Raw genomic sequence first — 25712 nt, 5'->3', positions numbered from 1 at the left:
ACTGTTTCTTGTATGTGAACGGTTTATTCGACCTCTTTTTTTTGAATCACTTTAATTTTGGGCTTCATGATCCGTTCATGAAACCTCTTTTTTTGTATTACATTCATTATGGGCTTCATGAACCGTTCATGAGACCTCTTTTTTTGAATTATATTAATTTTGAGCTTCATGAACCGTTCATGAGAACTCTTTTTTTTGAATTACATTAATTTTGAGCTTCATGAACCGTTCATGAGACCTCTTTTTTTGAATTACTTTAATTTTCGGCTTCATGAACCGTTCATGAGACCTCTTTTGACTGAATCACATTAATTCTGGGCTTCATGAACTATAACATAAAAAAATGACCTAGTTGATTTTCACTAGGTCATTTTTTCTATCTATTATTACCCTCTCAATACTGCTCCAGCCTGAGTCTTCAATGCTTCAAGCACTTGGGTATGAACCTTTGTTACTTCTTCGTCTGTTAAAGTACGTTCTGGATCCATATATTTGAGTGAATAGGCAATGGATTTTTTACCTTCTTCCATGCGTTCACCTTCATATAGATCAAAAACGCTAACTTCTTTAAGAAGTTTGCCGCCTGCTTGTTGAATAACGTCCTTCAACACGCCTGATACTGTTTCTTTATCAACGACAAGAGCGATATCTCTTGTAATGGATGGGAAACGTGGAATCGCTTCGTATCTTAGTGCTGCTGTTGCTTCTTCAAGGACTGCCTTCAATGAAAGCTCGAAAACATACGTATCTTTTAAATCTAATTCTTTTTGCATAGTCGGGTGAACTTGACCGACAAAGCCGATTCTCTCACCATTTAAGTGAATTTCAGCCGTTCTTCCTGGGTGCATATTATCCACTTTAGCCTGAACATATGTCACACTTTCAGTAAGACCAAACTTTGCAAATAATCCTTCTAAAATGCCTTTTACTACATAGAAGTCTACTGCCTTTTTCTCACCCTGCCATGAATGGCTGTGCCATAAGCCAGTAATCGCGCCTGCTAAATGCTCCTGTTCTTCAGGTAAGGCTTCGTTACCGTTTGCTAAGAATACTGCACCTGTCTCATATACAGCAAGGCTGTCGTTTTGACGCGCACTGTTGTATTTTACAACTTCGAGCAGCTGCGGCATAATGCTTAAGCGCAGGATACTGCGGTCTTCACTCATCGGCATTGCCAGACGAATGAAATCGCGTTTCTCAAGTGCAAACTGTGCAGCTTTTTCCTCACTTGTTAACGAATACGTAACCGCTTGGAAAAGACCAGCACCTTCTAAATATTGACGGACAATTCGGCGCTTTTTTTGGTAATCTGATAATTTACCTGGTGTAGCGGAACCGATTGGCAATGTTTTAGGAATGTTATCATAGCCATATAGACGCGCTACTTCTTCAATTAAGTCTTCTTCGATTTTGATGTCACCGCGGCGTGTTGGAGCTGTAACTGTAATAGTTTCCCCTTCACTGCTTACAGCAAATTGAAGACGTTCGAAAATTGCTTCTACATCGGCAACAGTTAAATTTGTACCGATGACATTATTTATTTTTTCTAGCGTGATTGAAACAACTGCAGGTTCAACCGTTAGTGTATCAACTTCAGAAGCCCCTTCTAACACTTCGCCGCCAGCGTATTTCCCGATTAAGTAAGCAGCACGCTCACCCGCAGCTCGTACGCGGTTTGGATCGACACCCTTCTCGAAACGAGCACTAGCTTCACTGCGTAATCCATGGTCTTTTGAAGCTTTTCTTACAGTACCTCCTGTAAAATAAGCCGCCTCCAGCAATACAGTAGTTGTATCAGATGTTACTTCTGAATTTGCACCGCCCATTACCCCAGCTAATGCAACTGGTTCTGTGCCGTTGGTAATCACTAAATGGTCAGAAGTTAATGTACGTTCAACATCATCTAATGTTGTGAATTTCTCACCATCGTTAGCACGACGTACTAGAATTTCATTGGAACCTAAACGATCATAGTCAAACGCGTGCAGCGGTTGGCCATATTCTAATAAAATGTAGTTAGTAATATCGACTACGTTGTTATGTGGACGGATTCCTGCAGACATAAGTCTAGTTTGCATCCATAGTGGTGCAGGACCAATTTTTACATTTTTAATGACTTTAGCAGCATACAAAGGATTATCTTCATTTGCTTCTACTTTTACTGTAATATAATCAGTCGCTTTTTCAGTTACTGGCTGAACATCGATTTCTGGAAGCTTTACTTCTCTGCCTAGAATCGCCGCTACTTCATAAGCCACACCCAGCATGCTCAAGCAATCTGCGCGGTTTGGTGTTAAGCCAAGCTCAAGTACTTCATCATCACGGTTTAATAATGCGATTGCGTCCGTACCAACCTCTGCATCCTGAGGAAAAACAAAGATTCCTTCAGAATATTCTTTTGGTACTACCTTTGCTTCTACACCCAGTTCTGTTAATGAGCAGATCATTCCATTTGATTCTTCGCCGCGAAGCTTCGCACGTTTAATTTTAAAATTACCCGGTAGTACCGCACCAACGGTCGCAACTGCTACCTTTTGACCTTGTGCCACATTGGGTGCGCCGCAAATAATTTGAACAGGTTCACCTTGACCAATGTCCACCTGGCATTTGCTTAATTTATCAGCGTTAGGGTGCTGCACACGTTCAACGACGTGACCTACGACTACGCCTGTAATTCCTTCGTTAAGGACGTCTACTCCCTCAACCTCAATCCCGCTTTTTGTGATTTTTTCAGCTAATTCAACAGCTGACACTCCGGATAAATCTACATAATCCTGGAGCCATTTATATGAAACGAACATTTCGCTACCTCCTATTCATGTTTAGAAAATTGTTTTAAGAACCGAACATCATTTGTATAGAAATGACGAATATCATCGACACCGTATTTCAACATAGCAATACGCTCTGGTCCCATACCGAACGCGAATCCAGTGTATTTTTTAGAATCATAGCCAGCCATTTCAAGAACGTTTGGATGAACCATTCCTGCTCCAAGAATTTCAATCCAGCCTGTTTTCTTACAAACATTACAGCCATGTCCGCCGCAAATCATACAAGAAATGTCCATTTCAACTGAAGGCTCTGTAAATGGGAAGAAACTTGGACGCAATCTTATTTCACGGTCTTCACCGAACATTTTTTTCGCAAAAATCTCTAATGTTCCATGAAGGTCGCTCATGCGGATGTTTTCACCAACCACAAGTCCTTCTATTTGCATGAACTGATGAGAGTGTGTCGCATCGTCATTATCACGGCGGTATACTTTACCCGGGCAGATAATTTTGATTGGACCTTTCCCTTGGTTCTTTTCCATTGTCCGCGCCTGAACGGGAGAAGTGTGTGTGCGCAGTAAAATTTCATCTGTAATATAGAAGGAATCCTGCATATCTCGAGCAGGGTGACCCTTCGGTAAATTTAAGGCTTCAAAGTTATAATAATCCTGCTCCACTTCAGGGCCTTCCGCTACCTGATAACCCATTCCAATAAACAAATCCTCAATTTCTTCGATGATCCTTGTTAATGGATGGTGGTTACCAACCTTAACAGGTCTTCCAGGTAATGTTACATCGATTGATTCAGAAGCAAGCTTTTCTAAAACGGCAGCTTCTTCTAACTCTTTTTGCTTCGCTTCTAATACAGTCGCAATCGCTTCACGAACCTCATTTGCGAGTGCCCCCATAATTGGGCGTTCTTCTGCTGAAAGCTTACCCATTCCACGCAATACTTCTGTGATTGGACCTTTTTTTCCTAAATAGGCAACGCGAATGTCGTTCAATTCTTTTAAGCTTGAAGACTGTTCAATTTTTTGAATAGCTTCTTGCTGCAATTCCTTTAATCGTTCTTGCATCGTGTTTCCTCCTTTTTAATGTGCAAATTTCGGGCAGCTTCTTTCCAAAAAACAAAAAAACCCCATCCCTGGAAAGGGACGAGGTTTATAGTTCGCGGTACCACCCTTGTAAACACGGTATGTATAAAACACATGTGTTCGCTTCATTCGGATAACGGCTAGGCCGGTACATCTTTACACGTGCTTGTGCACGTGGTCCCGATGTCAACTCTGGAGGTGAACTTCACCTATCATGCCCATAAAAGTGCTTTCAGTCACGGCACTTTCTCCCTAAATGGTTTTTGATTAGTTACTTTTCTCCGTCAACGTCTTTGTTATTTTTCAATAATGTAAATTATTATATAATACTTTCCTTGTTGATTCAAACTAGTATCGTCATTTTTTCAAAAAATATAACAGGATACCTGTTGCCACTGCAACATTTAATGATTCACTTTTTCCGTAAATCGGAATGTAAAGGTTCGCGGTCGTCTTCGCTAGCAGTTCTTTACTAACACCATTTCCTTCATTTCCAACTAATAATGCATAGGACTCAGCTGTTGAAATATCAGTATATGCTGAAGCACCTTCAAGTGCTGTACCGTATACAGAAATATTTTTTTCTTGAAGCTTTTCGATCCATTCATGAAGATCCCCTCTTATGATTGGCAGATGAAAATGACTTCCCTGCGCGGACCTAAGTACCTTTGAGTTATAAACATCAACGCTTCCCTTTCCTACTACCACAGCGTCAATGCCAGCCGCATCCGCTGTACGAATCATTGTGCCTAGATTTCCTGGATCCTGTACGGCATCGATAAGAAGATACGTCTTCGCGTCTGGTACTTCTAGTTGAACCTGCCGGCAAACGGCATAAATCCCTTGTGGTGCCTCCGTGTCAGATAATGAATTTGAAATCTCCTCGGTTACAATCGTGACTGGTGTTTCACCAGAATCCCAGCGCGGCGGTAGACCAGTCTTATCAGAAACGATAATCTCCATCACACGATCACTTTGTTTTAATGCTTCTTCTACCAAATGAAAACCTTCGACTAAAAATGTCCCCGATTTATCTCGTTCCTTTTTTGTTAACAGCTTTTTCCACTGTTTTACTTTTAGATTTTGAATGGATTCAATATGCTTCAAGTTTGTGCTCCTTCAGTGTTTTTTCTCATTATATCCCAAAAAAAATACATAATAAAACTAAAATTAGAAAACATATTAGAGTAATACAGGATAAATAAGGAGTGAATTCATATGAACTTAAATTTACGAAATGCCATTATCCACAATGTTGCTGGTAACTCACAAGACGAATTAGAAGATACAATCGTTGACGCCATCCAAAATGGAGAAGAAAAAATGTTGCCAGGCTTAGGGGTTTTATTTGAAGTCATTTGGAAAAATTCTTCTGAGGAAGAAAAGAAAGAAATGCTTGCAACGCTTGAAAGTGGATTAAAATAATTTAGATGAAGCTGCCGATATTACTCGGCAGCTATTTTTATGCTTATCCGCTAGTAAGTTCTTGCTATCCGCCAGTGTTTCTCACCATCCGCCAGTGTTTCTCGCCATCCGCCAGTGTTTCTCGCCATCCGCCAGTGTTTCTCGCCTTCCGCCAGTGTTTCTCGCCATCCGCCAGTGTTTCCCACTATCCGCCAGTGTTTCTGCGCTATCCGCCAGTATTTCTCGCTATCCGCCAGTATTTCTCGCTATCCGCCAGTATTTCTCGCCATCCGCTAGTATTTCTCGCTATCCGCCAGTAAGTTCATGCCATAAGCCAGTGTTTCTCACCATGTATTTTCTGCTATCCGCCAGTGTTTCTCGCCTTCCGCCAGTATTTCTTGCTATCCGCTAGTATTTCTCGCCATCCGCCAGTGTTTCCCGCTATCCGCCAGTGTTTCTCGCCTTCCGCCAGTGTTTCTCGCCATCCGCCAGTATATCTCGCCTTCCGCCACTAATGTAATAAAAAATCCCCGACACTGTGTCGAGGATTGATCCATTTTATTCATAGGTGATTTTATCAACTGTTTCTCGATCTAATCGTTTGATAACTTCAACAATCAGCTTAACCGCATTATCGTAGTCATCACGATGGAGCATAGCAGCGTGTGTATGAATATAACGTGTTGCGATTGTAATTGGTATGGAAGGAACACCATTATGTGTAGTATGAATCGGACCTGCGTCTGTTCCACCGCCAGGAATTACATCAAATTGATAAGGGATATTTAACTCTTCAGCCACATTGATAATAAAATCACGCAAGCCTTTATGAGCTACAAGGGTTGCGTCGTATAGGATGATTTGCGGTCCTTTCCCCATCTTACTCATTGCTTCTTTTTCAGAAATCCCAGGGGTATCCCCAGCAATCCCAACATCGACTGCAAAACCAATATCCGGATTAATTTTTTCCGCGGAAGTACGTGCGCCTCGAGAGCCGATTTCTTCCTGGACTGTTCCAAGACCATAAACCTCATTCGGATGCTCCGACCCTTTTAATTGCTTCATTACATCAATTGCAATCGCGCATCCAATTCGGTTATCCCACGCTTTTGCTAAAAGCAATTTTTCATTATTCATAACCGTAAATTCAAAATATGGAACGACCATATCACCTGGCAGGACGCCCCATTCCATTGCTTCTTCACGGCTAGATGCACCGATATCAATAAACATATCTTTTATTTCCACTGGTTTCTTACGAGCTTCCGCCGGTAAAATATGCGGCGGCTTTGACCCGATGACACCGATGATATCCCTTTTTTTGGTAACCACCGTCACACGCTGTGCAAGCATAACCTGTGACCACCAGCCTCCTACTGTTTGAAAACGCAGGAATCCCTTATCATCAATCTGAGTTACCATAAAGCCAACTTCGTCTAAGTGGCCTGCCACGATAATCCTCGGGCCGCCTTCTTTTCCGACCTTCTTGGCAATTAAACTACCAAGTCCATCAGTTGTGACTTCATCCGCATATGGTGCTATGTACTTTCTCATTACTTCGCGAACTTCCCGCTCGTTGCCGGGAATGCCATTGGCATCTGTCAGTTCCTTAAACATGGTCAAGGTTTCATCCATTTTAGCCATTGCTTCGCCCCCTTTTTATGTATGTTCGAAATTTATTATACAGAAAACAATGTATATCTACAGCTAATAGTTATTCTGCTGTCTTTGATAATTTACTTCATTTTTTGTAAAATATGCTTTTTCCATTTCCTCATAAGATATTCCAAGCAGGGTACCAAGTTGTAAATAAGATTGTAGCAGGGTTTTGAAATCAGATTCGCTTTTTGTGTCCCTAAATTTATTTACTACTTGATAAATCAAAAGAAATTGTTCTGTTGTGCTCGCTGCTGATGGTTCGATATCAAGTGTGTAATCTAAGTTTTGAAATCCACATTCAATTCCTAACGATAAAATGAAGTGAATTCCATCAACATACTCCTCTAAAACAACACTTTTTTCCGACGATGGCTTGATACTCCAAAACTTGAAACAGCGCGTTTCATTAGCTAATTCTCCCAGCTCTACCAGCAATGCCAAAACCTTTCTATCGAATAAATCTTCATTCTGCAATCCATGTTTTTCTTCAATATGCTGATCCAAACCACGTTGCATTTTAAATAATTTTTCCAGTTGCATTTTATCACTCCCTAAGCAAAATTATATCAAACTGTGGGGAGAATGAAACTTTTCTCATTACAATTCGTATAGTAGGAAAAAGGTCAGGAGGCATTACCATGGTTTGGCTGCTGCGCTTACTGTTAGTTTTCTTGTGCATCTTCTTGATATTTGGGACGATTAAATTCCTCCTCAAACCAACCCGTAAATTAGAAGCAGCACGAAAACACAAACGCTTTTTACTGTTAGATAATGATGAGGTAATTAAGAATTTTCAACTTACCTACAACGGGGCTGTTTTTACGGGTGAAAAATACTTAGGTGCCACGAAAAACAGTATAGATGTTGTTTCTATTTCACTTTCACCGGAGCATACAACCTCCATTCAAGGAATGGCTAAGGAAGACTTTTATTTCATCGAAAAAAAGATTCATGAAAAATATCCATTAGCACAAATCAACTGGAAAAGTCCGATACATGAATTTTTGTATCAAAAAAAATAAGTCGCCTAGCCAGCGGCTTTTTCTGTTTTTCTTTTAAAGAAGTCCCTCCATTTAATTACATTTTGTTTCTCTCTCAACAGATAAACAAGACAAGTTAAACCGATAAGAATCATTCCAATAACAGAAGGGGTAAAAGTGCTGATATACTCTCCAAAGATTGTAAAAAAAAGGGCGATTGGAATATTCGTTACGAAAGAAGCCCTCATATACTCTTTAAATTTAGGTTTTCTTTGTTTTAAACAAAAGCTTAATAGATGGTAATGTACAAATGGAATAAGTCTTAAAATAGCAATTTGACCAACGGTTAGATTCCGATATTCACCGAACCAGCGATTTTTTATTTTTATAATGCGCTCCTGGGTCTTTGGCATCCTATCAATAAAAACATAGAAAAAGACGCTAACTCCCATTAAACCAATAACCGAATAAATAGTTCCCCATAAAGTTCCAAACAGAACCCCACCTGCAACGATGACAACTGATACAGGAATTAATAAGAATGATCTAAGCAAATGAAATACAACGAAAGCAAGCGGGGCCATAATGCCGCCAGCTTCCACCATGATTAACAGCAAAGACAAGTCCTCATTCATGTAACATGCCCCCTAGGTGTTATCTTGCTTGTTAATTAAGCATATAGATAGGGTCATGCTGTTATGTCTACAACGTGAAAAAATAGCTTAAAAGGATGACTTCAGCTGCTGCAAGGATAGGAAAGCCAATTTTAAAGTTTACATGCTTCGTCTTATGACGAAAGAGCTGCATTCCTGCTGTTGTACCAACCGCTCCGCCGAATATAGCCACTAGCCACAAAGTGTTCTCACTGATTCGATATTGATGTTTCTTCGCTCGTTCTTTATCTAGTTTCATTACGATTAAGCCAATTAGGTTCATCACGATATAGGCACCTAAAATCATGTTCCCATCTCCCTTTATAGAAAAAGCCATCCTCGTAATGAGAATGGCTTGATTAATTACTTCTGTTGTTGTTTTGCAACATTTGCTAATTCAGTGAATGCTGCTGCATCGCTTACTGCTAATTCAGCAAGCATTTTGCGGTTTACTTCGATACCAGCAAGCTTTAAGCCATGCATTAAACGGCTATAAGAAAGACCGTTCATACGAGCTGCTGCGTTGATACGAGTTATCCAAAGTTTACGGAAGTCGCGCTTCTTCTGGCGACGATCGCGGAATGCATACATTAAAGATTTCATAACCTGTTGGTTAGCTACTTTATATAATGTATGTTTTGAACCATAATAACCTTTTGCTAATTTAATAACTTTTTTACGACGCTTGCGCGTTACAGTACCGCCTTTTACACGTGGCATTGAATTTCCCTCCTATATATCAATCGATCGAGATTACTTAAGATTTGTTAATAAGAAACGGATACGTTTGAAATCGCCCTTAGAAACAAGAGACGCTTTGCGAAGCTTACGCTTAGCCTTTGTAGATTTGTTTGCAAATAAGTGGCTAGTATAAGCGTGTGAACGCTTCAGTTTACCAGAACCAGTCTTCTTGAAACGCTTTGCAGCGCCACGGTGAGTTTTCATTTTTGGCATTGGGATAGTCCTCCTTATTACTTTTCAGTTTTAGGTGCTAGAACGAGGAACATGCTTCGTCCATCCATTTTTGGATGAGATTCGATTGTTGCCACTTCTTTGCACTCTGTAGCAAAACGGTCTAATACACGTTGACCGATTTCTTTATGGGTAATCGCCCGGCCCTTGAAGCGGATAGAAGCTTTTACCTTGTCGCCTTTTTCCAAAAACTTAATCGCATTGCGAAGTTTTGTATTAAAGTCATGCTCATCAATTGTTGGGCTGAGACGAACTTCTTTTGTAACGATAATCTTTTGATTCTTTCGAGCTTCTTTTTCTTTCTTCTGATTCTCGAATTTGAATTTGCCATAGTCCATAATTCGGGCTACCGGAGGTTTCGCATTTGGTGCAACTAGTACCAAATCAAGATTCACTCGTCCGGCAATCTCCAACGCTTCAAATTTGGTTTTAATACCTAATTGTTCGCCGTTTTGATCAATTAGACGAACTTCGCGAGCGCGAATACCCTCATTTAACAACATGTCTTTGCTAATAATTAGCCACCTCCAAGGTTTTCACGAATACAACATTGGGTCAAGATCTGACGTTTGTTGCATCGGCAAGTAATGAACAACTTTAGATTCTTTGTTTTACACAAATAAAAAAGTGCGGATGAATACACCCACACTTTACGAAACAAAAGTAAATAAACTAAATAGTTCACGTAAAACCTGCCAACTGCCAAGCGCGTCAATCAGGTGAGAAGCGGGTGCTTCTTCTTTTCCCAAAACTAGTATTCAATTTTCCTTAGTTACTATAACATAAGCAAAGACGTGATGTCAAACATGCATTTCCTATGACAACGAAATTTATTCTACCAAGAAACGAAAAATTATTCAATAGAAATTTTTTCTTTTCAAAAAAAACAAAGGGAGAAAACCTCCCTTTGATAATTTTATTATCCTCTTTTAACCTCTGCCAGTAACAACTCAAGGAACTGGTCAAATGGCTTTGTTTCTGATTTTTGTTCGCCGTATTTGCGGACGTTTACGGCATTTTCTTCTACTTCTTTGTCGCCGACAACGAGCATATATGGGATTTTTTGCATTTGGGCTTCACGGATTTTGTAGCCGATTTTTTCATTACGGGCGTCTAATTCAACTCGGAAGCCTTGGTTTTGAAGTTGCTCTTGTACCTGCTTCGCAAAGTCAAAATGTACATCAGGTGAAACAGGAATGACTTGGACCTGCACGGGTGCCAGCCAAGTTGGGAATGCCCCTTTGTACTCTTCAATTAGGAATGCGATAAAGCGTTCCATTGTTGAAACGACTCCACGGTGGATAACCACTGGGCGGTGCTGCTTGCCATCTTCCCCAACATAATTTAGATCAAAACGTTCAGGAAGCAAGAAATCCAATTGTACTGTAGACAGTGTTTCTTCTTTTCCTAAAGCTGTTTTCACTTGAACATCCAGTTTAGGACCGTAGAAAGCTGCTTCTCCTTCTGCTTCATAATAATCAAGACCAAGGTCATCCATTGCTTCCTTCAGCATACTTTGCGCTTTTTCCCACATTGCATCATCATCGAAATACTTTTCAGTATCTTGTGGATCACGGTAGGATAAACGGAAGGAATAATCATTTATGTTGAAATCTTTGTATACTTCTAACACAAGATTAACAACCCGCTTAAATTCATCTTTGATTTGGTCTGGTCGCACAAATATATGAGCATCATTTAAAGTCATTCCACGAACACGCTGTAGACCAGATAATGCACCAGACATTTCATAACGGTGCATTGTTCCAAGCTCAGCAATCCGGATTGGAAGTTCACGATAGCTGTGGATCGCATTTTTGTAAACCATCATATGGTGCGGACAGTTCATTGGACGAAGAACCAATTGCTCATTATCCATGTCCATTACCGGGAACATATCTTCCTGGTAATGATCCCAGTGACCGGAAGTTTTGTATAAATCGACACTTCCCATGATTGGAGTATAAACATGGTCATAGCCAAGACGCTGTTCTTTATCCACGATATATCTTTCAACCACTCGGCGGATTGTTGCACCTTTTGGTAGCCATAATGGCAGCCCTTGACCCACTAATTGAGAGCTAGTAAATAGGTTTAACTCTTTTCCAATTTTTCGATGGTCACGTTCTTTCGCTTCTTCAAGTAAGCGAAGGTGCTCTTTCAAATCCTCTTTCTTGAAGAAAGCAGTGCCGTAAATACGCTGCAGCATTTTATTTTTGCTGTCACCGCGCCAGTAAGCTCCGGCAATGCTCAACAATTTAAACTCTTTAATTTTTCCAGTTGAAGGAACATGAACACCACGGCAAAGGTCAGCAAAGTCACCCTGCTCATAGATTGTAACTTGCTCATCATCAGGAATCGCTTCAATTAGTTCAAGCTTGTAAGGGTCACCTTCAGCTTTGAAGAACTGTACCGCTTCGGCACGGCTGACTTCTTTACGAACAATCTCAATATTTTCATTAACGATTTTTGCCATTTCTTTTTCAATTCTAGGAAGGTCCTCTGGCGTAATCGATTCTTCAAGGTCGATATCATAATAGAATCCACCTTCGATTACTGGTCCTACACCCAGGTTGACTTGTTTGCCATACAGTCTTTTTATCGCTTGAGCCATTAAGTGAGCTGTACTATGACGCAAAATTTCCAAAGCTTCTTTTGATTCTGGTACAACGATTTCTATTGAACCGTCTTCTACGATTGGACGGCGAAGATCAAATAATTGACCGTTCCATTTCCCAGCGATTGCTTTTTTCTTCAGTCCCGGGCTGATGGAAGCAGCAATATCTTCCGTTGTTGTTCCACGAGGGAACTCCTTTACTGCTCCATCTGGAAACGAAATCTTAACAACGTCTGACATGGTAACTCCTCCTTTGATTTGAGCGCTCGAGACAAATTTTGTCCAAAGTACGCTTTTTTTTAAAATAAAAAAACCCGTCCCTGGAAAAGGGACGAGTTTAATAAACACGTGGTTCCACCCAATTTTTCATTTTTAAAAAACAGCCTTAAAAATGACTTTAGGACAGGGTAACGGGCTGTTTCCCGTCAGACGATTACTCACTTCAAAGAAGCGTTCACCGCTGAAGTTTAAAGGTGGTAAGCATTCAATCCGTGCTAGGAGGCTTTCAGCCTGAGTCCTCCCTCTCTGGTAACCGTGAATAAATACTGTTGTCCTTATCATTACTTTTTGCCGCATATTTTACTATGTAGGTTATTATAATGATTAATTTTTGAAAAATCAATACAGCAAACATACAATTTTTTCATTTTTTTTCAAGCACCGTTTTCCTTTGCGGAGTTTTTCTGCTGAATCCATTCTTTTGTATGCCGCAAGCCTTTGTATGACTTTATCAATACTCTTTCTTCAAAGATGTTTTTAATGGTCCTGACAAGCGGCTCCTCGGGATTTTTTGTATAAAGGTGAATGTTCTTTGGTGCGATTGATAATAAAGGTGCAATGGAAGCAGAATCGACATAAACCGGATGGTTAAACAAAAGCTTCCGGTCAATCATTTTCATCAACTCTCCCCTTTTTATCTCTTCAAACTGCTCATCAAAGAAGGTGATTTCCTCATCGAATAAAAGGTGCAGAGTGTCCATTTTAGGATCACGGCTGGCTAAAAAATCCCTTAATGTTTGAATAAACATTTGATATTCTTGTTCCATTTTATATTCATCAATTGATATTTCTACGTAACTCTCTAGCAATTTCAAATAAGGGCGCAATCGAAATTTAAAAAAGGAGTCGAATGAAAAGGAAATATGGTCCTGAAAGATTTCCTCCACTGCTTCTCTAATTTTGGGTTCTTCCGCATTTTCCTTAATGAAAACAGCCAGGTCCTCACGCTGACCTTCAAGAACAGAATAAATAATCTCGATAATATGCTCCTGCTCTTCTGAATCCTCAAAGAAATACTGCTCTTGTAAAATAGCCCTAAACCAGTCATCTCGTTTAATTTTTATAATAAATTCATAGAATGCTTCCTTGACCTCTCCAAACCTTACAATGCTTTCCGAAATTTTTACTATATGTCGATCTTCTAAAAGAAGAATATCTTCATTATTTGGATGATACTTTAAGCACTTCAGCAAGTGATCATAACATCTCATCGCATCCATCTTGCTTCGGAAGATGATTTCTGCCAACCAAATCCCCCCTTTGTCCCATACTCTGTATTACATTTATATGGGGGGATTGGCCAAAATAGAAGTTCATACATCATGAATGCACCAATATTGTGAAAAAAAATAAAGATTACCGAAAAATATATCGGTAATCCACATGCATTTATCATTTAATCACGGCGATTAGGGCCATCAACAAGAACAGGATCACTTAAACTACGAATTCTTTCCATGATTCTTCGTGCTTTCATCTTTTCCTCTTCACCACGTTGACTGTAGGTTAAATGGTGCTCTAACCCTTGTAAATCAAAATTAGAAGTAAAGAAGGTTGGAAGCTTTTCAAGCATCCTGAACTGCAGAATCGGACCTAATACTTCATCCCGTGTCCAGCTGGAAACTGCTTCTGCACCAATATCATCGAGCATTAAAATGGGTTCCTTTTTCAATGCCTCAATTTTTTCATTTAATGTAGAATCACCAATCGCACTTTTCATTTCGCGCAGCAGCTCTGGAACATAAACAATCATCGTTGGAATTTGCTTTTTAGCCAGCTCGTTGGCTATGGCTCCTAATAAATAGGATTTACCCACTCCAAATTTTCCATATAGATACAATCCCTTCGGCTTTAATCCCGCCTCATAATTCATTAAAAACGTAGCGGCACGGTCTCCAGCATCCAGACGGCCCAAGTCACCTTCAAACTCCTCAAAAGTAGCTTCCAATATATCTCGAGGTACATATAAACTTTTAATAAGCTTTTGATTTTTCTTTTGCTCGTCGGCCATCGCTTTTCTTGGACATCGCTTATAAACCACATCAATAGAGTTTCGTACGAGTACTAAATCGGGATGATACCCTTTCATGAAATTGATACAACCATCCAGACTCTCGCAGCGATTGCATTCTTTACTTTGCTGCGTGTATTCATAAAGTTTGCTCATGCTTTTTTCAATCGTATTCTGATTGAGCTCATTTTCATGTTCTGTCAGGAATGCATGGATATCAGGATGACTTAACACTTGCCTTCGCTGCTCTTCATAGCGTTTTAAAAAATTCTCATTTGAGGCTAACCGCTTAATTGTTCGATTAATCCTTTCCATTTCTCTCACCACCTATTTGCGAAATGCTTTTAGCTTTTCTTCAATCGCACGCTTTTTTGCTTCAAGCTCTGTGTTCTGGTCTTTCGTTTCTGCCTTAACACTTGCTTTTCCGCTGTCATCAAACCAATCAGGTAAAACTTCTGTACGAATTGGTTTTTGTTTCGTTGATTTTCCAGTCTTTTTGCTTTCTTGAAAGCCACGCTCTTCTTTCCTAGCTGCTTCCATTGCTTCTTTTACAGTCTTTATTTTAAGCCGAGCCCAATGACTTGCAATTGATTCAACAAATCCCTTGGTAAATTTCATATCTGTTTTTCTAAGAACAACCTCGATTAACACATTTACAACACCAGGAGGAAGTTTATATTTAATCATGATTTCCTCTAGTATTTTTAAATTGGCAGCAGAAGGCTCCACTCCACCTGAAAGTTCTTTAAAAATAACGATGGGAGGTGTGGTTTCATAGTAACGAATTAATTTTTCTTCCTGCGTTTTCGGTTCCGTTACTTGGACCTGGTGGACCGCTGGCTGTGTTCTATTAATAAGACTCGGAAGTTGATCATAATTTTCGAATTGATACCAGTCACGTGCACCTTTTCGGAGGTCCTCGATATCAATTTCATCCTTTTCATTGATTGCCCCTAAAATAAAGTTTTTCATTTCAATTGGGCTGATTCCATAAAGAAAGGCAAGGTTACTGATAACATCTTTTACCTTTTTGGTCAGTGCTTTCGGAGGGACCAGTGATTCATTTAGCCCCGCCATTAACAGTTCAAAATCAAACGTATTGGTATCAATTTGAATTGGTTTTTGGTCCTGACGGCCAATAAATTCTTGATTGGATTGTGCACCCAAATCTTCTGCATGCTCTTGCATATACTGAAGACTGCCTGGAGTTGCCGACGCAAACACATCCTGAAAAGCTCTGGTTACCTCTAAATAATCTTCATCCAAAGGCTTTTTAGCTATGCTAAAAAAGCGTTTTAACCGCGCAAAGTGATTTTTCCCGATTTTACGATATAAATAAATATTTAACATTCCATCTAGAAAAAATTGCTCTGGATTCAATGGTGGATAAAGTTCATATATAAATGAGCGTCCAGTTTCATCACTTTTTACATATGTTTTTAACAATCCAATCCCCTCTAAACTCAACCTAGCCTCGTAGATATCCTTTAAGTTGACACTTAACAAATTCATTAACAAATGATGAGTGGAGGATTCAGACCATAATTTATTTTCATCAAGCTCTGCCCAGAGAGTCATATATAAACTTAAACAAGTGGAGCCGATTAAGGGCTGATACAAAAATGTCAGCACTTTGCGGTCGTATTCATGCAGCAATCCATTTGACGTAACAAGATAACGGTCAATCGGAATCAATTCCTGCCAATGCTGCGCCATATCATTCACCCTTTAAAAAAGTAATAAAGAGCCAAAGACGTTCTTTAGCTCCCTAGGATTTCTCCTTGTTAATCAGTTCTTTTAATTCTTGAATAAAAACATTTATATCCTTAAATTGACGGTAAACAGAAGCAAAGCGCACATATGCCACTTCATCAACATGTGCAAGCCTGTCCATAACCATTTCACCAATCAATTCACTTTTAATTTCTGAAATTCCTTGATTGCGTAATTCCTTTTCTACCCCTTGGGTAATATCCTCTAATTCTTTTAACGCGACAGGGCGTTTTTCACAAGCTTTAATTAAGCCTCTAAGGATTTTATCCCGGCTGAATTCTTCCCTCGTACCTTCCTTTTTTACGACAATGAGTGGAATTTCTTCAATCTTCTCGAATGTCGTAAAACGATAACCACATTCTTCACACTCACGTCTTCTTCGAGTTGCACGACCCTCATCTACCGGCCGGGAATCAAGCACACGTGTACCATAATTTTGACATGAAGGGCACTTCATTTGATCAACTCCCAAATCAATCCATTCATAAATATTACTATCCACTCTTTATCTTATTAGAAAGAAAACGGTAACACAAGAAGTATTATGAGCTTTTTCCGACTCTAACTAGAGTATGTAATTTGTCGATTTTCTCGTAATAGGAAACGAGCCTTTTTCTTAAAACCGGGTATAATCCGATGGGTGAAAATTTTTCCGAAGAAATACTAAAATCCACTGCTGTTTCCATTCCTCTTACAGAAACTACCGTAACGATTAGAAAACAAGGAATCGGTTTATTAATCTCAACAGCTATCTCGCCATGGTCTTTTGAAACTGTAACAATTCGGCAATCTGCATCCTGGCGAAATAATTCTTCAACGGATTGAAAAAGCTGGTTGAAAGTAGCTTTATAATAACGGGTAGCTAAGGAACTATCTTTTTGATGATCTGAGGTTTCAACTTGCTTTCTGAAACGAATAAATAAATTTCCAAGTATAGACATGTGCGCCTCCAATAATAGTCTTTTATCTAATTTTACAATACTTTACGAAAAAAATAAAAAGAGGTGTACTATAAATACACCCCTCGTCGCTTTTTTATTTTAAAATTATAGAGCTTTTGCCTGTTTTAGTTGAACAGGACCCATACCACGTGGAATTTCAATATTTTCACGTGTTTGCGCATTTAAGCTTTGAGCAATATAATCAGCTGCTATATTTGGATTTAAATCGCCACAAGTATATACATCAATGCTAGCATATCCATGCTCAGGGAAGCTGTGAATCGTTAAGTGGGATTCAGAAATAATGACCACACCGCTTACGCCATGGGGTGCAAACTTATGAAATGCTACTTCGCGGACTTCTGCACCTGATTTAAGAGCTGCTTCGACAAAAGTTTGTTCAATAAAATTCAAATCATTCAATTTTTCGATATCGCATCCCCATAATTCAGAGATCACGTGACGTCCCATTGTTTCCATATTCATTTTCCCCCTTTAAACATTTTTGCTTCATTCTTGAAATCGTTTATTACCAGTATCGGTGTAATTACCACGGGGGAAAGTTAGTCCAGAGAGGTCCTAACCCTTTAAGTAATTAATCGCTACCAATTTCAAGAAGTTCACGATGACTAGTATACTAAGTTTATATTTCTTTTGCAACCTATCATACTAAAATTTTACAGTGTCTGTGTTTAGAGAGCTTATCTCCTCAAGACAAAAATCAAATTACAAACTATATTATGTACGATTGGTTTTAAGAGCTACAAAAAAACACTGTCGATCGACAGTGTTTTTTCAAGATTTATCCAACTTTTACTTGATTTGAATTGGCTAATAGATGTGCGACATATAAGGTGAGATCGACAACGCGGGAAGAATAGCCCCATTCATTATCATACCAAGCAAGCACTTTTACTTTTCTGTTACCCATTACCATGGTTGATAATCCATCAATAATCGCTGAGTACGGATTTGTATTGAAATCAACGGATACAAGCGGCTCCATCGTAAAGTCGATGATACCCTTTAATGGACCATTTTTTGCTTCCAAAAAGGCTTGATTGATATCATCCATTGTGACATCTTGTTTCAAATCAACTACTAAGTCCACGAGTGAAACATTTGGTGTAGGTACACGAAGTGACATTCCATGCAACTTCCCTTTTAACTGTGGTAGTACCAGCGCTAACGCTTTAGCCGCTCCAGTTGTGGTCGGGATGATAGATTGTCCACATGCTCTAGCTCTTCGCAAATCTTTATGTGGGTTGTCAATGTTTCGTTGATCGTTTGTGTACGAATGAATCGTTGTCATTAGACCATTTTCAATTCCAAACTTTTCATCCAACACTTTCGCTACAGGCGCCAAACAGTTTGTTGTACAAGACGCATTGGAAATAACATCATGTTGAGTGATGTCTAGTTTGTCTTCATTTACACCCATAACAATCGTGATATCCTCGTTCTTGCCGGGTGCAGTAATAATAACCTTTTTTGCTCCTGCATCTAAGTGAAGACTTGCTTTGTCTCGTGAGTTAAATTTACCAGTCGCTTCAATTACCATATCAATATTTAACTCTTTCCATGGAAGCAGCTCAGGATTTCGATTGTTTAATAATTTCACTCGCTTACCGTTTACAATTAGCTCTTCATCGAGCGCAATGATATCCCCTTGAAACGGTCCATGAACCGTATCATATTTTATTAAATGAGCTAATGTTTCTGCAGGATAACTTGCATTAATAGCAATAATATCAAGCGTATTTTCAAGGATCGCTTTTCTAAAAACCATCCTTCCAATTCTCCCAAAACCGTTTATTGCAATTCTCGCCTTCATTTCACGGCCCCTTCCGTAATATGTTATACTTATTAACTTGTTTTGATGTAATTAGTATAACATATTTAATTTAATATGTAATATATAAAGTGCGGATTTTTAAAAATGTTTTACAATTTAGGTAACATGTTAACACATTTAACAAAACATCCATGTTATTTGGTTAAAAAGTTAGATAGAATCAGAGTTAAGAAAGGAAGTGGAACATGTTTAAAAAAGAACGACCTATACCTCCAGAATTGGTTAAGTTGAGAATTTTGAATTATAGAACGAAATTAACGGAAAAAGAAAAGTTGCAACTTTCTAACAAAGAGAAGGGTTATGCAGGGGAATTGGAGTTTGATTGCTTAATACGCGACTTAGATACTTTGGTTATTAATGAATTGTTACTCGAATTCGGTGAAACATTTTTCCAAATTGACACTTTGATTATCTTTTATGGACGAATTTATCTAATTGATATCAAATATTATGAAGGAGAATATTGTTATGAAGATGGCCTGTTTAAAACAATAGCTGGAAGTGAAAAGAAGGATCCTATGCTACAGTTAAATAGATGTCATTCCGAACTCCGGCAATTACTTCAAAAATATAGATATAATTATCCCATTGATGCCTTTCTCGTATTCAATAACCCCCAGTTTACCTTGTATCAACCATCACCAAATCCGCAGATTATCTTACCAACACAAGTTAATTCCTTTATTAAAAAGCTATATAAAATGCCCTCTAAATTAAGTGATGTGCACCATAAACTCGCAGACCTGTTAGTTTCTTTGCATAAAACTGAAAACCCTTATGTGCGATTACCAAAATATGATTATGACACAGTGGTAAAAGGGATTACCTGTGGCTCCTGCCACTCGTTTGATGTCTCTGTCTCTAGAACGAAAATAGCTTGTAAGGATTGTGGTTGCGAGGAGCGGATGGAAGCAGCCGTATTACGACATGTGGAGGAATTGTTGAAACTTTTTCCAGATATAAAGATCACCACTAATCTTGTTTTTGAATGGTGTAAGGTGGTTACACCAAAAAAGAAGATTAGGAAAATATTATTAAAACATTTTATACTTAAAGGGCATGGTAAGTATTCATATTTTGTAGATGACAGTAAAAATCCTATTTAGCAATAGGTTAATTCAATCGCTTTTAAATTATGGGGCCTTGTGAACAATTTCATGAGGACCCTTTTTTCATTTCACGCTTGATTTTGGGCTTCATGAGCCTTTCATGAGTACCACTTTCACCTTCAGTCTTTGATTTTGGGCCTCATGAACCTTTCATGAGTACCACTTTCACCTTCAGCCTTTGATTTTGGGCTTCATGAACCTTTCATGAGTACCACTTTCACCTTCAGTCTTTGATTTTGGGCCTCATGAACCTTTCATGAGTACCACTTTCACCTTCAGCCTTTGAGTTTGGGCCTCATGAACCTTTCATGAGTACCACTTTCACCTTCAGCCTTTGAGTTTGGGCTTCATGAACCTTTCATGAGTACCACTTTTTCAAGTTTGGGCTTCATGAGCCTTTCATGAGTACCACTTTTTCAAGTTTGGGCTTCATGAGCCTTTCATGAGTACCACTTTCACCTTCGGCCTTTGAGTTTGGGCTTCATGAACCATTCATGAGTACCACTGTTTCAAGTTTGGGCTTCATAAACCTTCCATGAGTACCACTTTTACCTTCAACCTTTGGTTTTGGGCTTCATGAACCTTTCATGAGTACCACTTTTTCAAGTTTGGGCTTCATGAGCCTTTCATAAGTACCACTTTCACCTTCAGCCTTTGATTTTGGGCTTCATAAACAAACCAAAAAAGAAGGGGATGGCCCCTTCTCAAATAAGTCTTGTTATTCCCCAGCCATTTAAAACCTCAATTACCTGTTTTTTGGTTTCGGCGATGGAGCCGTTATTATTAATGACGGCGTCGGCAAGGGCTACTTTTTCTAAAAGAGGCATTTGGGATTTTATTCTGGCCTCTGCTTCCTCCAATGATAAATCATTTCTTTCCATCAGTCTTTTTAACTGGATGTCTCGATCAACATACACAAGGATGGTCTTTTCGACCATATGCGTTAGTTTACTTTCAAACAGTAGTGGAATATCAAGGATAATGACTTGTTCCTCGCGTTCCTTGGCTGCTTCGACTTGATTGTTCATCCTTTTTCTTACCTCAGGATGAACAATGCTATTTAAGAGCTGTCGTTTTTCAGCGTTATGAAAAATGATGGAACCGAGTTTCACCCTATCAATTTCCTCGTTAGTTAGTAAAATATCATTACCAAATTCAGCAACAATTTTTTGATAAGCAGGTTCCCCTTTTTCAACGGCTAGGCGGGCTTCTACGTCTGCATCTATAATAGTGATATTCATTTCTTTTAATATATTGGAGACTGTACTTTTTCCACTGGCTATTCCGCCTGTTAGTCCGATTACTAGTGACATACTCTGTTCCTTTCCACATGAACGGTCATAATTTCAAAATTCCAATGATGATTAATAAAATCCCTGGTATAAAGGTAAGCTTTTGGACCATGTTAAATTTATGAAAAAAAGCACCGCTTTTTATTCCTAAAACTAAAAATAAAGAACTCATTACAGCAACACTGGCGGCTAGATAAATAGGAGAGTATCCTAGCATTGCAGCACCGATTCCAGCACCAAACGCGTCAATGGATAAGGCAAAGCCGAGCATAAATGCCTCAATTCCAGTGATCGTACCCGAACGGTCAAAGTCGGCTGACATTGGCTTCCTTAAGATATTTATGGCAATACCTAAGGAGCGTATTTCAAAATTTATGATCAGCTTCTCATGTTCGAGCAGTTCTGAGTCCTTTTCTTTTTCTGGCCTGAAAAATTGATATAATACCCAGGCGCCAAGAGCGATTAATATAATTCCCCCAAGGCTTGCCGTGATACTAGGAGATAGGATTTTTTCTAGTCCATGCCCGATTGACACCGCAATCATTAAAGAACTGGCAGAACAGGTTGCAATGATGAGCACTGATTTAAGCGGCAGTACCATTTTTCTTAGTCCATACGTAAACCCTACGCTAAAGCTATCAAGACTGAGAGCAAAAGCCAGCAGGAGAAGTGAGAACAATTGAAACATGATGTCTAGAGCTCCTTCCGTCAATCACTACGATAGTATATGGGAGGAGCCTATCCTTTGTTATTAAATTGTCATCTCACTTCTAAAGATTAAAGTTTTTGGCATTTAGGACAAAAATGAGTACCTCGTCCTCCTACTGTTGTTTTTTCTAATGGGGTTCCACACCTTTTGCATTCTTCCCCTTTACGGCCGTAGGCATATAATTCAAGCTGAAACATCCCTATTTCCCCTTGTGAGTTTACGTAGGAGCGAATCGTGCTTCCCCCTTTTTTAACGGCTTCCTCCAATGTCTTAACAATTTCTTGGTGCAGCACTGTTAATTCTTCCTCACTCAAAGAGTTTGCAATCCGTTCAGGATGTATTCCAGAACGGAACAGGGCCTCATCGACATAAATGTTTCCAAGCCCAACAAAAACTTTTTGGTCCAGTAGAGCAGGCTTTATCTTTCTGTTGGTCTTCTTCAGCTTGTCGGATAAATATTCCTTTGTGAATTCTTCTGAAAAAGGCTCTGGTCCAAGGTCAATAAGTGGAGGTTTCTCAAATTCCTCCCCCTTTAGGTATAGGTGCATGGTTCCAAATTTCCGAACATCTCGGTATCTCAATTCACTTCCATCGGTAAAATGAAAGATAACATGAGTATGCTTATCATATGGTTCTTCCTTTGCATAGAGCCCATATTTCCCTTCCATCCTTAAATGGGAAACAAGGGCAAACGTGGTGGTATAAATAATTAAAAACTTACCTCTTCTACCGACGTCCTCAATTATTTCTCCTCTAAGGGCATCAACGAATTGTTCAACCTCAACTGGATTTTTAATAATTTTAGGCCAGTGAACGGTTATATTTTCTATTTGTTTATTTGAAACAAGCTTTTTTAACGTCTTTCTTACTGTTTCTACTTCCGGTAGTTCTGGCATAAAGCAACTCCCTTTTATGCTATCCAGAGAAAGCGCCTAAGCTCTTCCTCTTTTCTACTTTGCATCAAACCATGTTGGACCATAGGAATAGTCTACTTTTAATGGCACTTTTAATTCGAGGGCATTTTCCATGACATCTGGAACGAGTTTCTTGAGTGTTTCGATTTCTTCTTCTGGCGCTTCGAAAATAAGTTCATCGTGCACTTGAAGCAGTAGTCTTGTTTTTAATCCATAATCCTTTAATGCTTCCGCCATATCAATCATGGCTTTTTTTATAATATCGGCTGCACTTCCCTGGATTGGGGTATTCATGGCAGTTCTTTCAGCAAAACTTCTGATGTTAAAATTACGATGTGTAATCTCTGGGATATACCTTCTTCTTTGCAGAAGAGTAGATACATAACCCTTTTGTTTGGCTGAATGAATAATGTCGTCCATATAATCCTTCACCCCAGGGTAGCTTGCAAGATAGCGGTCAATAAACAGACCAGCTTCCTTACGTGTGATGCCTAAGCTCTGTGAAAGACCATAGTCACTTATTCCATAGACAATCCCGAAGTTAACCGCCTTTGCCTGCCTTCTCATATTGGATGTTACCTCATCCGCATTTACGTGGAATACATCCATCGCCGTTTTGGTGTGAATATCAAGGTCATCCTTAAAGGCTTGTATCAGTTTTTCATCCCCAGCAATGTCTGCAAGAACTCTAAGCTCGATTTGCGAATAATCGGCTGCAAAAATGATCCATCCTGGTTCCGATGGTACAAATGCTTGGCGGATTTTCCTACCCTCTTCTAATCGAATCGGAATGTTCTGCAAGTTCGGGTCTATGGAGCTTAATCTACCTGTTGCGGTTAATGTTTGTTGATAGCGTGTATGAACTTTACCTGTTTTAGGATTAATAACCTTGAGCAAACCTTCAATATAAGTTGACTGGAGCTTGCCTAGCTGTCTGTATGTAAGAATATGCTCAATGATTTCATGGTCATTTGCTAATTTCTCTAAAACATCTGCTGACGTTGAGTAGCCTGTTTTTGTTTTCTTAAAGGTTGGCAGGTTTAATTTTTCAAATAAAATCACACCTAATTGTTTGGTTGAATTAATATTGAACTTTTCACCAGCCAGCTCATAAATAATTCCTTCCATTTCGATCAACTTATCATGAATTTCGCCGCCCATTCTTTGCAGACGATCCCTATCCACCTTGATCCCACAGGATTCCATATCAGCTAAAATGAGTGACAGCGGCATTTCAAGGTCAGTAAATAATTCAAATTGTTCATTTGTTTTTAATTCGTCTTCCAATTTTTGTTTTAAATCAAACATAGCAAGACTTTTTCTGACCAAATGCTCTGCAAGCAGTGAAGCTTCTGGTATTTTCCGCTTAGCCCCTTTTCCATAAAACGACTCATCTGATTGAATACTAATCCCGTATTTTTTCCCTATTGTTGAAAGGTCATCAATCGATTCAGAAGGATTAATAATATAAGAAGCCATTAACGTATCGAAATTAACCCCTTTTAAATGAATATCAAACCTTCTTAAAGATACCTCGGAACGCTTTGCGTCGTAGACTGTTTTCTTTTTTGTTTCATCTTCCGCCCATTTTTTAAAACTATCAGACTTTAAGACTAATTCAGTTGGTAAATAATAATATCCCTTTTCATTGACGAGCGAAAAACCAATGATATCGGCGTAATGATAATTATCATCGAGCATTTCAACATAGAAATAATTATCGTCCGCAAACAAATCATCACTAATCATATCAGGGGTTACATACTCAATGTCTTCAAGTTCGAGCTGTTCAGTGCTAGCAGCGTCTCCACCTAATTTTTCTAATAAAGAATGAAAGCCAAGCTCTTTATAAATTGCAACGAGTTTTTCTCTTTCAAAACCCTCGTAAGCGACATTTTCTACAGATACTTCCACTGGTGCATGTCTTTCTATAGTAGCAAGCTGCTTACTCATTACTGCTTGATCCTTAAATTCTTCAAGCTTTTCTTTCAACTTATTTCCAGTCACTTGATCAACCGAGTCTAGTAACTTTTCTAATGTTGAAAATTCCTTTAACAGTTTAATCGCTGTTTTCTCACCGACGCCTGGTACACCTGGAATATTATCTGAAGGATCACCCATCAGCCCCTTCATATCAATAATTTGCTCAGGCGTTAAACCATACTTCTCCATAACATGTTCTGGAGTATATTCCTCAATGTCGGTAATTCCTTTTCGAGTGATTCCAACGGTAGTATGTTCCGAGGAAAGCTGAGTTAAGTCTTTATCTCCTGATATTACCTTGATTTCATAACCCTCTTTTTCAGCCGTTAATGACAGCGTCCCTATAATATCATCTGCCTCATAATTCTCAAGCTCATATCGCTGGATACCATATGCGTCAAGAAGTTCACGAATAAAAGGGAATTGTTCCGATAATTCAGGAGGTGTTTTCTGCCTTCCACCCTTATATTCACCAAAAGTAGCATGACGAAATGTTGTCTTGCCCGCATCAAATGCCACTAGTATATGCGTTGGCTTCTCGTCTTCGATAATCTTATTCAACATCATGGTAAAACCGTATACTGCGTTTGTGTGTACGCCCTTATCGTTATTAAGCAGGGGCAGAGCAAAGAATGCACGGTAAGCGATACTATTCCCATCTATTAATACTAACTTCTTCTTTTCCATCTATTT

The 25712-nt window shown here is 39.1% G+C and carries 26 protein-coding genes and 2 other annotated features; of the genes, 4 read left to right on the top strand and 22 right to left on the bottom strand.

The annotated features are described in order from the left end of the window. Window positions 1–386: 386 nt before the first annotated feature. The 3 genes from pheT to F4694_RS21970 form a co-directional block, all read right to left on the bottom strand. Window positions 387–2801, bottom strand: coding sequence for a phenylalanine--tRNA ligase subunit beta (gene pheT, locus F4694_RS21980; protein WP_179601905.1), 2415 nt, complete (start codon window positions 2799–2801; stop codon window positions 387–389). 11 nt (window positions 2802–2812) lie between these two features. Continuing rightward, the gene (pheS, locus tag F4694_RS21975; protein WP_179601903.1) at window positions 2813–3850 is read right to left on the bottom strand and encodes a phenylalanine--tRNA ligase subunit alpha; all 1038 of its coding nucleotides are present in this window, start codon (window positions 3848–3850) and stop codon (window positions 2813–2815) included. Between the two features lie 71 nt (window positions 3851–3921). Further along, window positions 3922–4165 (bottom strand) — a binding site (T-box leader). Between the two features lie 60 nt (window positions 4166–4225). Continuing rightward, window positions 4226–4975, bottom strand: a complete 750-nt coding sequence (locus F4694_RS21970; RefSeq protein WP_179601901.1) for a TrmH family RNA methyltransferase — start codon at window positions 4973–4975, stop codon at window positions 4226–4228. 111 nt (window positions 4976–5086) lie between these two features. Between F4694_RS21970 and sspI the strand changes: the two genes are divergently transcribed. Continuing rightward, window positions 5087–5293 (top strand): small acid-soluble spore protein SspI, encoded by a 207-nt coding sequence (sspI, locus tag F4694_RS21965; protein WP_179601899.1) that lies wholly within the window; start codon window positions 5087–5089, stop codon window positions 5291–5293. A 5-nt stretch (window positions 5294–5298) separates the two neighbouring features. Continuing rightward, window positions 5299–5592, top strand: a complete 294-nt coding sequence (locus tag F4694_RS31845; RefSeq protein ID WP_218895784.1) for a hypothetical protein — start codon at window positions 5299–5301, stop codon at window positions 5590–5592. Between the two features lie 238 nt (window positions 5593–5830). Here the strand turns inward: F4694_RS31845 and F4694_RS21960 are convergent, their stop codons facing one another. Both F4694_RS21960 and F4694_RS21955 read right to left on the bottom strand, forming a co-directional pair. Next, the gene (locus F4694_RS21960; RefSeq protein ID WP_179601897.1) at window positions 5831–6916 is read right to left on the bottom strand and encodes a M42 family metallopeptidase; all 1086 of its coding nucleotides are present in this window, start codon (window positions 6914–6916) and stop codon (window positions 5831–5833) included. 63 nt (window positions 6917–6979) lie between these two features. After that, entirely contained in the window at window positions 6980–7471 is a 492-nt protein-coding gene (locus F4694_RS21955) for a dUTP diphosphatase (protein WP_179601895.1), read from the bottom strand. A 98-nt stretch (window positions 7472–7569) separates the two neighbouring features. Here F4694_RS21955 and F4694_RS21950 point away from each other — a divergent pair, with 98 nt between their 5' ends. After that, the gene (locus tag F4694_RS21950) at window positions 7570–7953 is read left to right on the top strand and encodes a sigma-w pathway protein ysdB (RefSeq protein ID WP_179601893.1); all 384 of its coding nucleotides are present in this window, start codon (window positions 7570–7572) and stop codon (window positions 7951–7953) included. A 5-nt stretch (window positions 7954–7958) separates the two neighbouring features. Here the strand turns inward: F4694_RS21950 and F4694_RS21945 are convergent, their stop codons facing one another. The 13 genes from F4694_RS21945 to F4694_RS21885 form a co-directional block, all read right to left on the bottom strand. Beyond that, complete coding sequence (locus F4694_RS21945; protein ID WP_179601891.1) at window positions 7959–8546, bottom strand: TVP38/TMEM64 family protein; 588 nt, start codon at window positions 8544–8546, stop codon at window positions 7959–7961. A gap of 67 nt (window positions 8547–8613) precedes the next feature. Continuing rightward, complete coding sequence (locus F4694_RS21940) at window positions 8614–8871, bottom strand: DUF1294 domain-containing protein (RefSeq protein WP_179601889.1); 258 nt, start codon at window positions 8869–8871, stop codon at window positions 8614–8616. A 56-nt stretch (window positions 8872–8927) separates the two neighbouring features. Next, window positions 8928–9284: a 50S ribosomal protein L20 gene (rplT, locus tag F4694_RS21935; RefSeq protein WP_133367531.1), complete on the bottom strand. Its 357-nt coding sequence runs from the start codon at window positions 9282–9284 to the stop codon at window positions 8928–8930. 33 nt (window positions 9285–9317) lie between these two features. Then, on the bottom strand, window positions 9318–9518 hold the full coding sequence (gene rpmI, locus F4694_RS21930; RefSeq protein WP_034676880.1) for a 50S ribosomal protein L35: 201 nt from the start codon (window positions 9516–9518) through the stop codon (window positions 9318–9320). 17 nt (window positions 9519–9535) lie between these two features. Further along, window positions 9536–10039 (bottom strand): translation initiation factor IF-3, encoded by a 504-nt coding sequence (gene infC, locus F4694_RS21925; RefSeq protein WP_034676878.1) that lies wholly within the window; start codon window positions 10037–10039, stop codon window positions 9536–9538. A 112-nt stretch (window positions 10040–10151) separates the two neighbouring features. Further along, window positions 10152–10284, bottom strand: a sequence feature (ribosomal protein L20 leader region). Window positions 10285–10455: 171 nt separating this feature from the next. Next, window positions 10456–12393, bottom strand: a complete 1938-nt coding sequence (gene thrS / locus F4694_RS21920; protein WP_179601887.1) for a threonine--tRNA ligase — start codon at window positions 12391–12393, stop codon at window positions 10456–10458. Between the two features lie 413 nt (window positions 12394–12806). Next, window positions 12807–13679, bottom strand: a complete 873-nt coding sequence (gene ytxC, locus F4694_RS21915) for a putative sporulation protein YtxC (protein ID WP_179601885.1) — start codon at window positions 13677–13679, stop codon at window positions 12807–12809. Between the two features lie 149 nt (window positions 13680–13828). After that, window positions 13829–14758, bottom strand: a complete 930-nt coding sequence (gene dnaI / locus F4694_RS21910; RefSeq protein WP_179601883.1) for a primosomal protein DnaI — start codon at window positions 14756–14758, stop codon at window positions 13829–13831. A 12-nt stretch (window positions 14759–14770) separates the two neighbouring features. Next, window positions 14771–16159 (bottom strand): replication initiation and membrane attachment family protein, encoded by a 1389-nt coding sequence (locus F4694_RS21905; RefSeq protein WP_179601881.1) that lies wholly within the window; start codon window positions 16157–16159, stop codon window positions 14771–14773. Between the two features lie 52 nt (window positions 16160–16211). Beyond that, window positions 16212–16673, bottom strand: coding sequence for a transcriptional regulator NrdR (gene nrdR, locus F4694_RS21900; RefSeq protein WP_179601879.1), 462 nt, complete (start codon window positions 16671–16673; stop codon window positions 16212–16214). 85 nt (window positions 16674–16758) lie between these two features. Further along, complete coding sequence (locus tag F4694_RS21895) at window positions 16759–17157, bottom strand: hypothetical protein (protein ID WP_179601877.1); 399 nt, start codon at window positions 17155–17157, stop codon at window positions 16759–16761. Between the two features lie 105 nt (window positions 17158–17262). Then, window positions 17263–17637, bottom strand: coding sequence for an adenosylmethionine decarboxylase (gene speD, locus F4694_RS21890; RefSeq protein WP_179601875.1), 375 nt, complete (start codon window positions 17635–17637; stop codon window positions 17263–17265). Between the two features lie 322 nt (window positions 17638–17959). Then, window positions 17960–18991, bottom strand: coding sequence for a glyceraldehyde-3-phosphate dehydrogenase (locus tag F4694_RS21885; RefSeq protein WP_179601873.1), 1032 nt, complete (start codon window positions 18989–18991; stop codon window positions 17960–17962). Between the two features lie 206 nt (window positions 18992–19197). On the opposite strand from F4694_RS21885, the gene F4694_RS21880 reads away from it, so the two are divergent. Further along, window positions 19198–20118, top strand: a complete 921-nt coding sequence (locus F4694_RS21880) for a nuclease-related domain-containing protein (protein WP_179601871.1) — start codon at window positions 19198–19200, stop codon at window positions 20116–20118. 707 nt (window positions 20119–20825) lie between these two features. Here the strand turns inward: F4694_RS21880 and coaE are convergent. The 4 genes from coaE to polA form a co-directional block, all read right to left on the bottom strand. Continuing rightward, the gene (coaE, locus tag F4694_RS21875) at window positions 20826–21434 is read right to left on the bottom strand and encodes a dephospho-CoA kinase (protein WP_179601869.1); all 609 of its coding nucleotides are present in this window, start codon (window positions 21432–21434) and stop codon (window positions 20826–20828) included. Between the two features lie 25 nt (window positions 21435–21459). Beyond that, window positions 21460–22101 carry a sporulation membrane protein YtaF gene (gene ytaF / locus F4694_RS21870; protein WP_179601867.1) on the bottom strand — a complete coding sequence of 214 codons (642 nt, stop codon included), beginning with the start codon at window positions 22099–22101 and terminating at the stop codon, window positions 21460–21462. Between the two features lie 89 nt (window positions 22102–22190). Beyond that, window positions 22191–23018, bottom strand: a complete 828-nt coding sequence (gene mutM, locus F4694_RS21865; protein WP_179601865.1) for a DNA-formamidopyrimidine glycosylase — start codon at window positions 23016–23018, stop codon at window positions 22191–22193. Window positions 23019–23072: 54 nt separating this feature from the next. Next, window positions 23073–25706, bottom strand: a complete 2634-nt coding sequence (gene polA, locus F4694_RS21860) for a DNA polymerase I (protein ID WP_179601863.1) — start codon at window positions 25704–25706, stop codon at window positions 23073–23075. Window positions 25707–25712 lie beyond the last annotated feature (6 nt).

The sequence above is a fragment of the Neobacillus driksii genome (assembly GCF_013409995.1).
Lineage (GTDB): Bacteria > Bacillota > Bacilli > Bacillales > Cytobacillaceae > Neobacillus > Neobacillus driksii.
The sequence above is the reverse complement of the archived record's forward strand: the minus strand, read 5'-3'. Positions and strand labels throughout refer to the sequence as shown.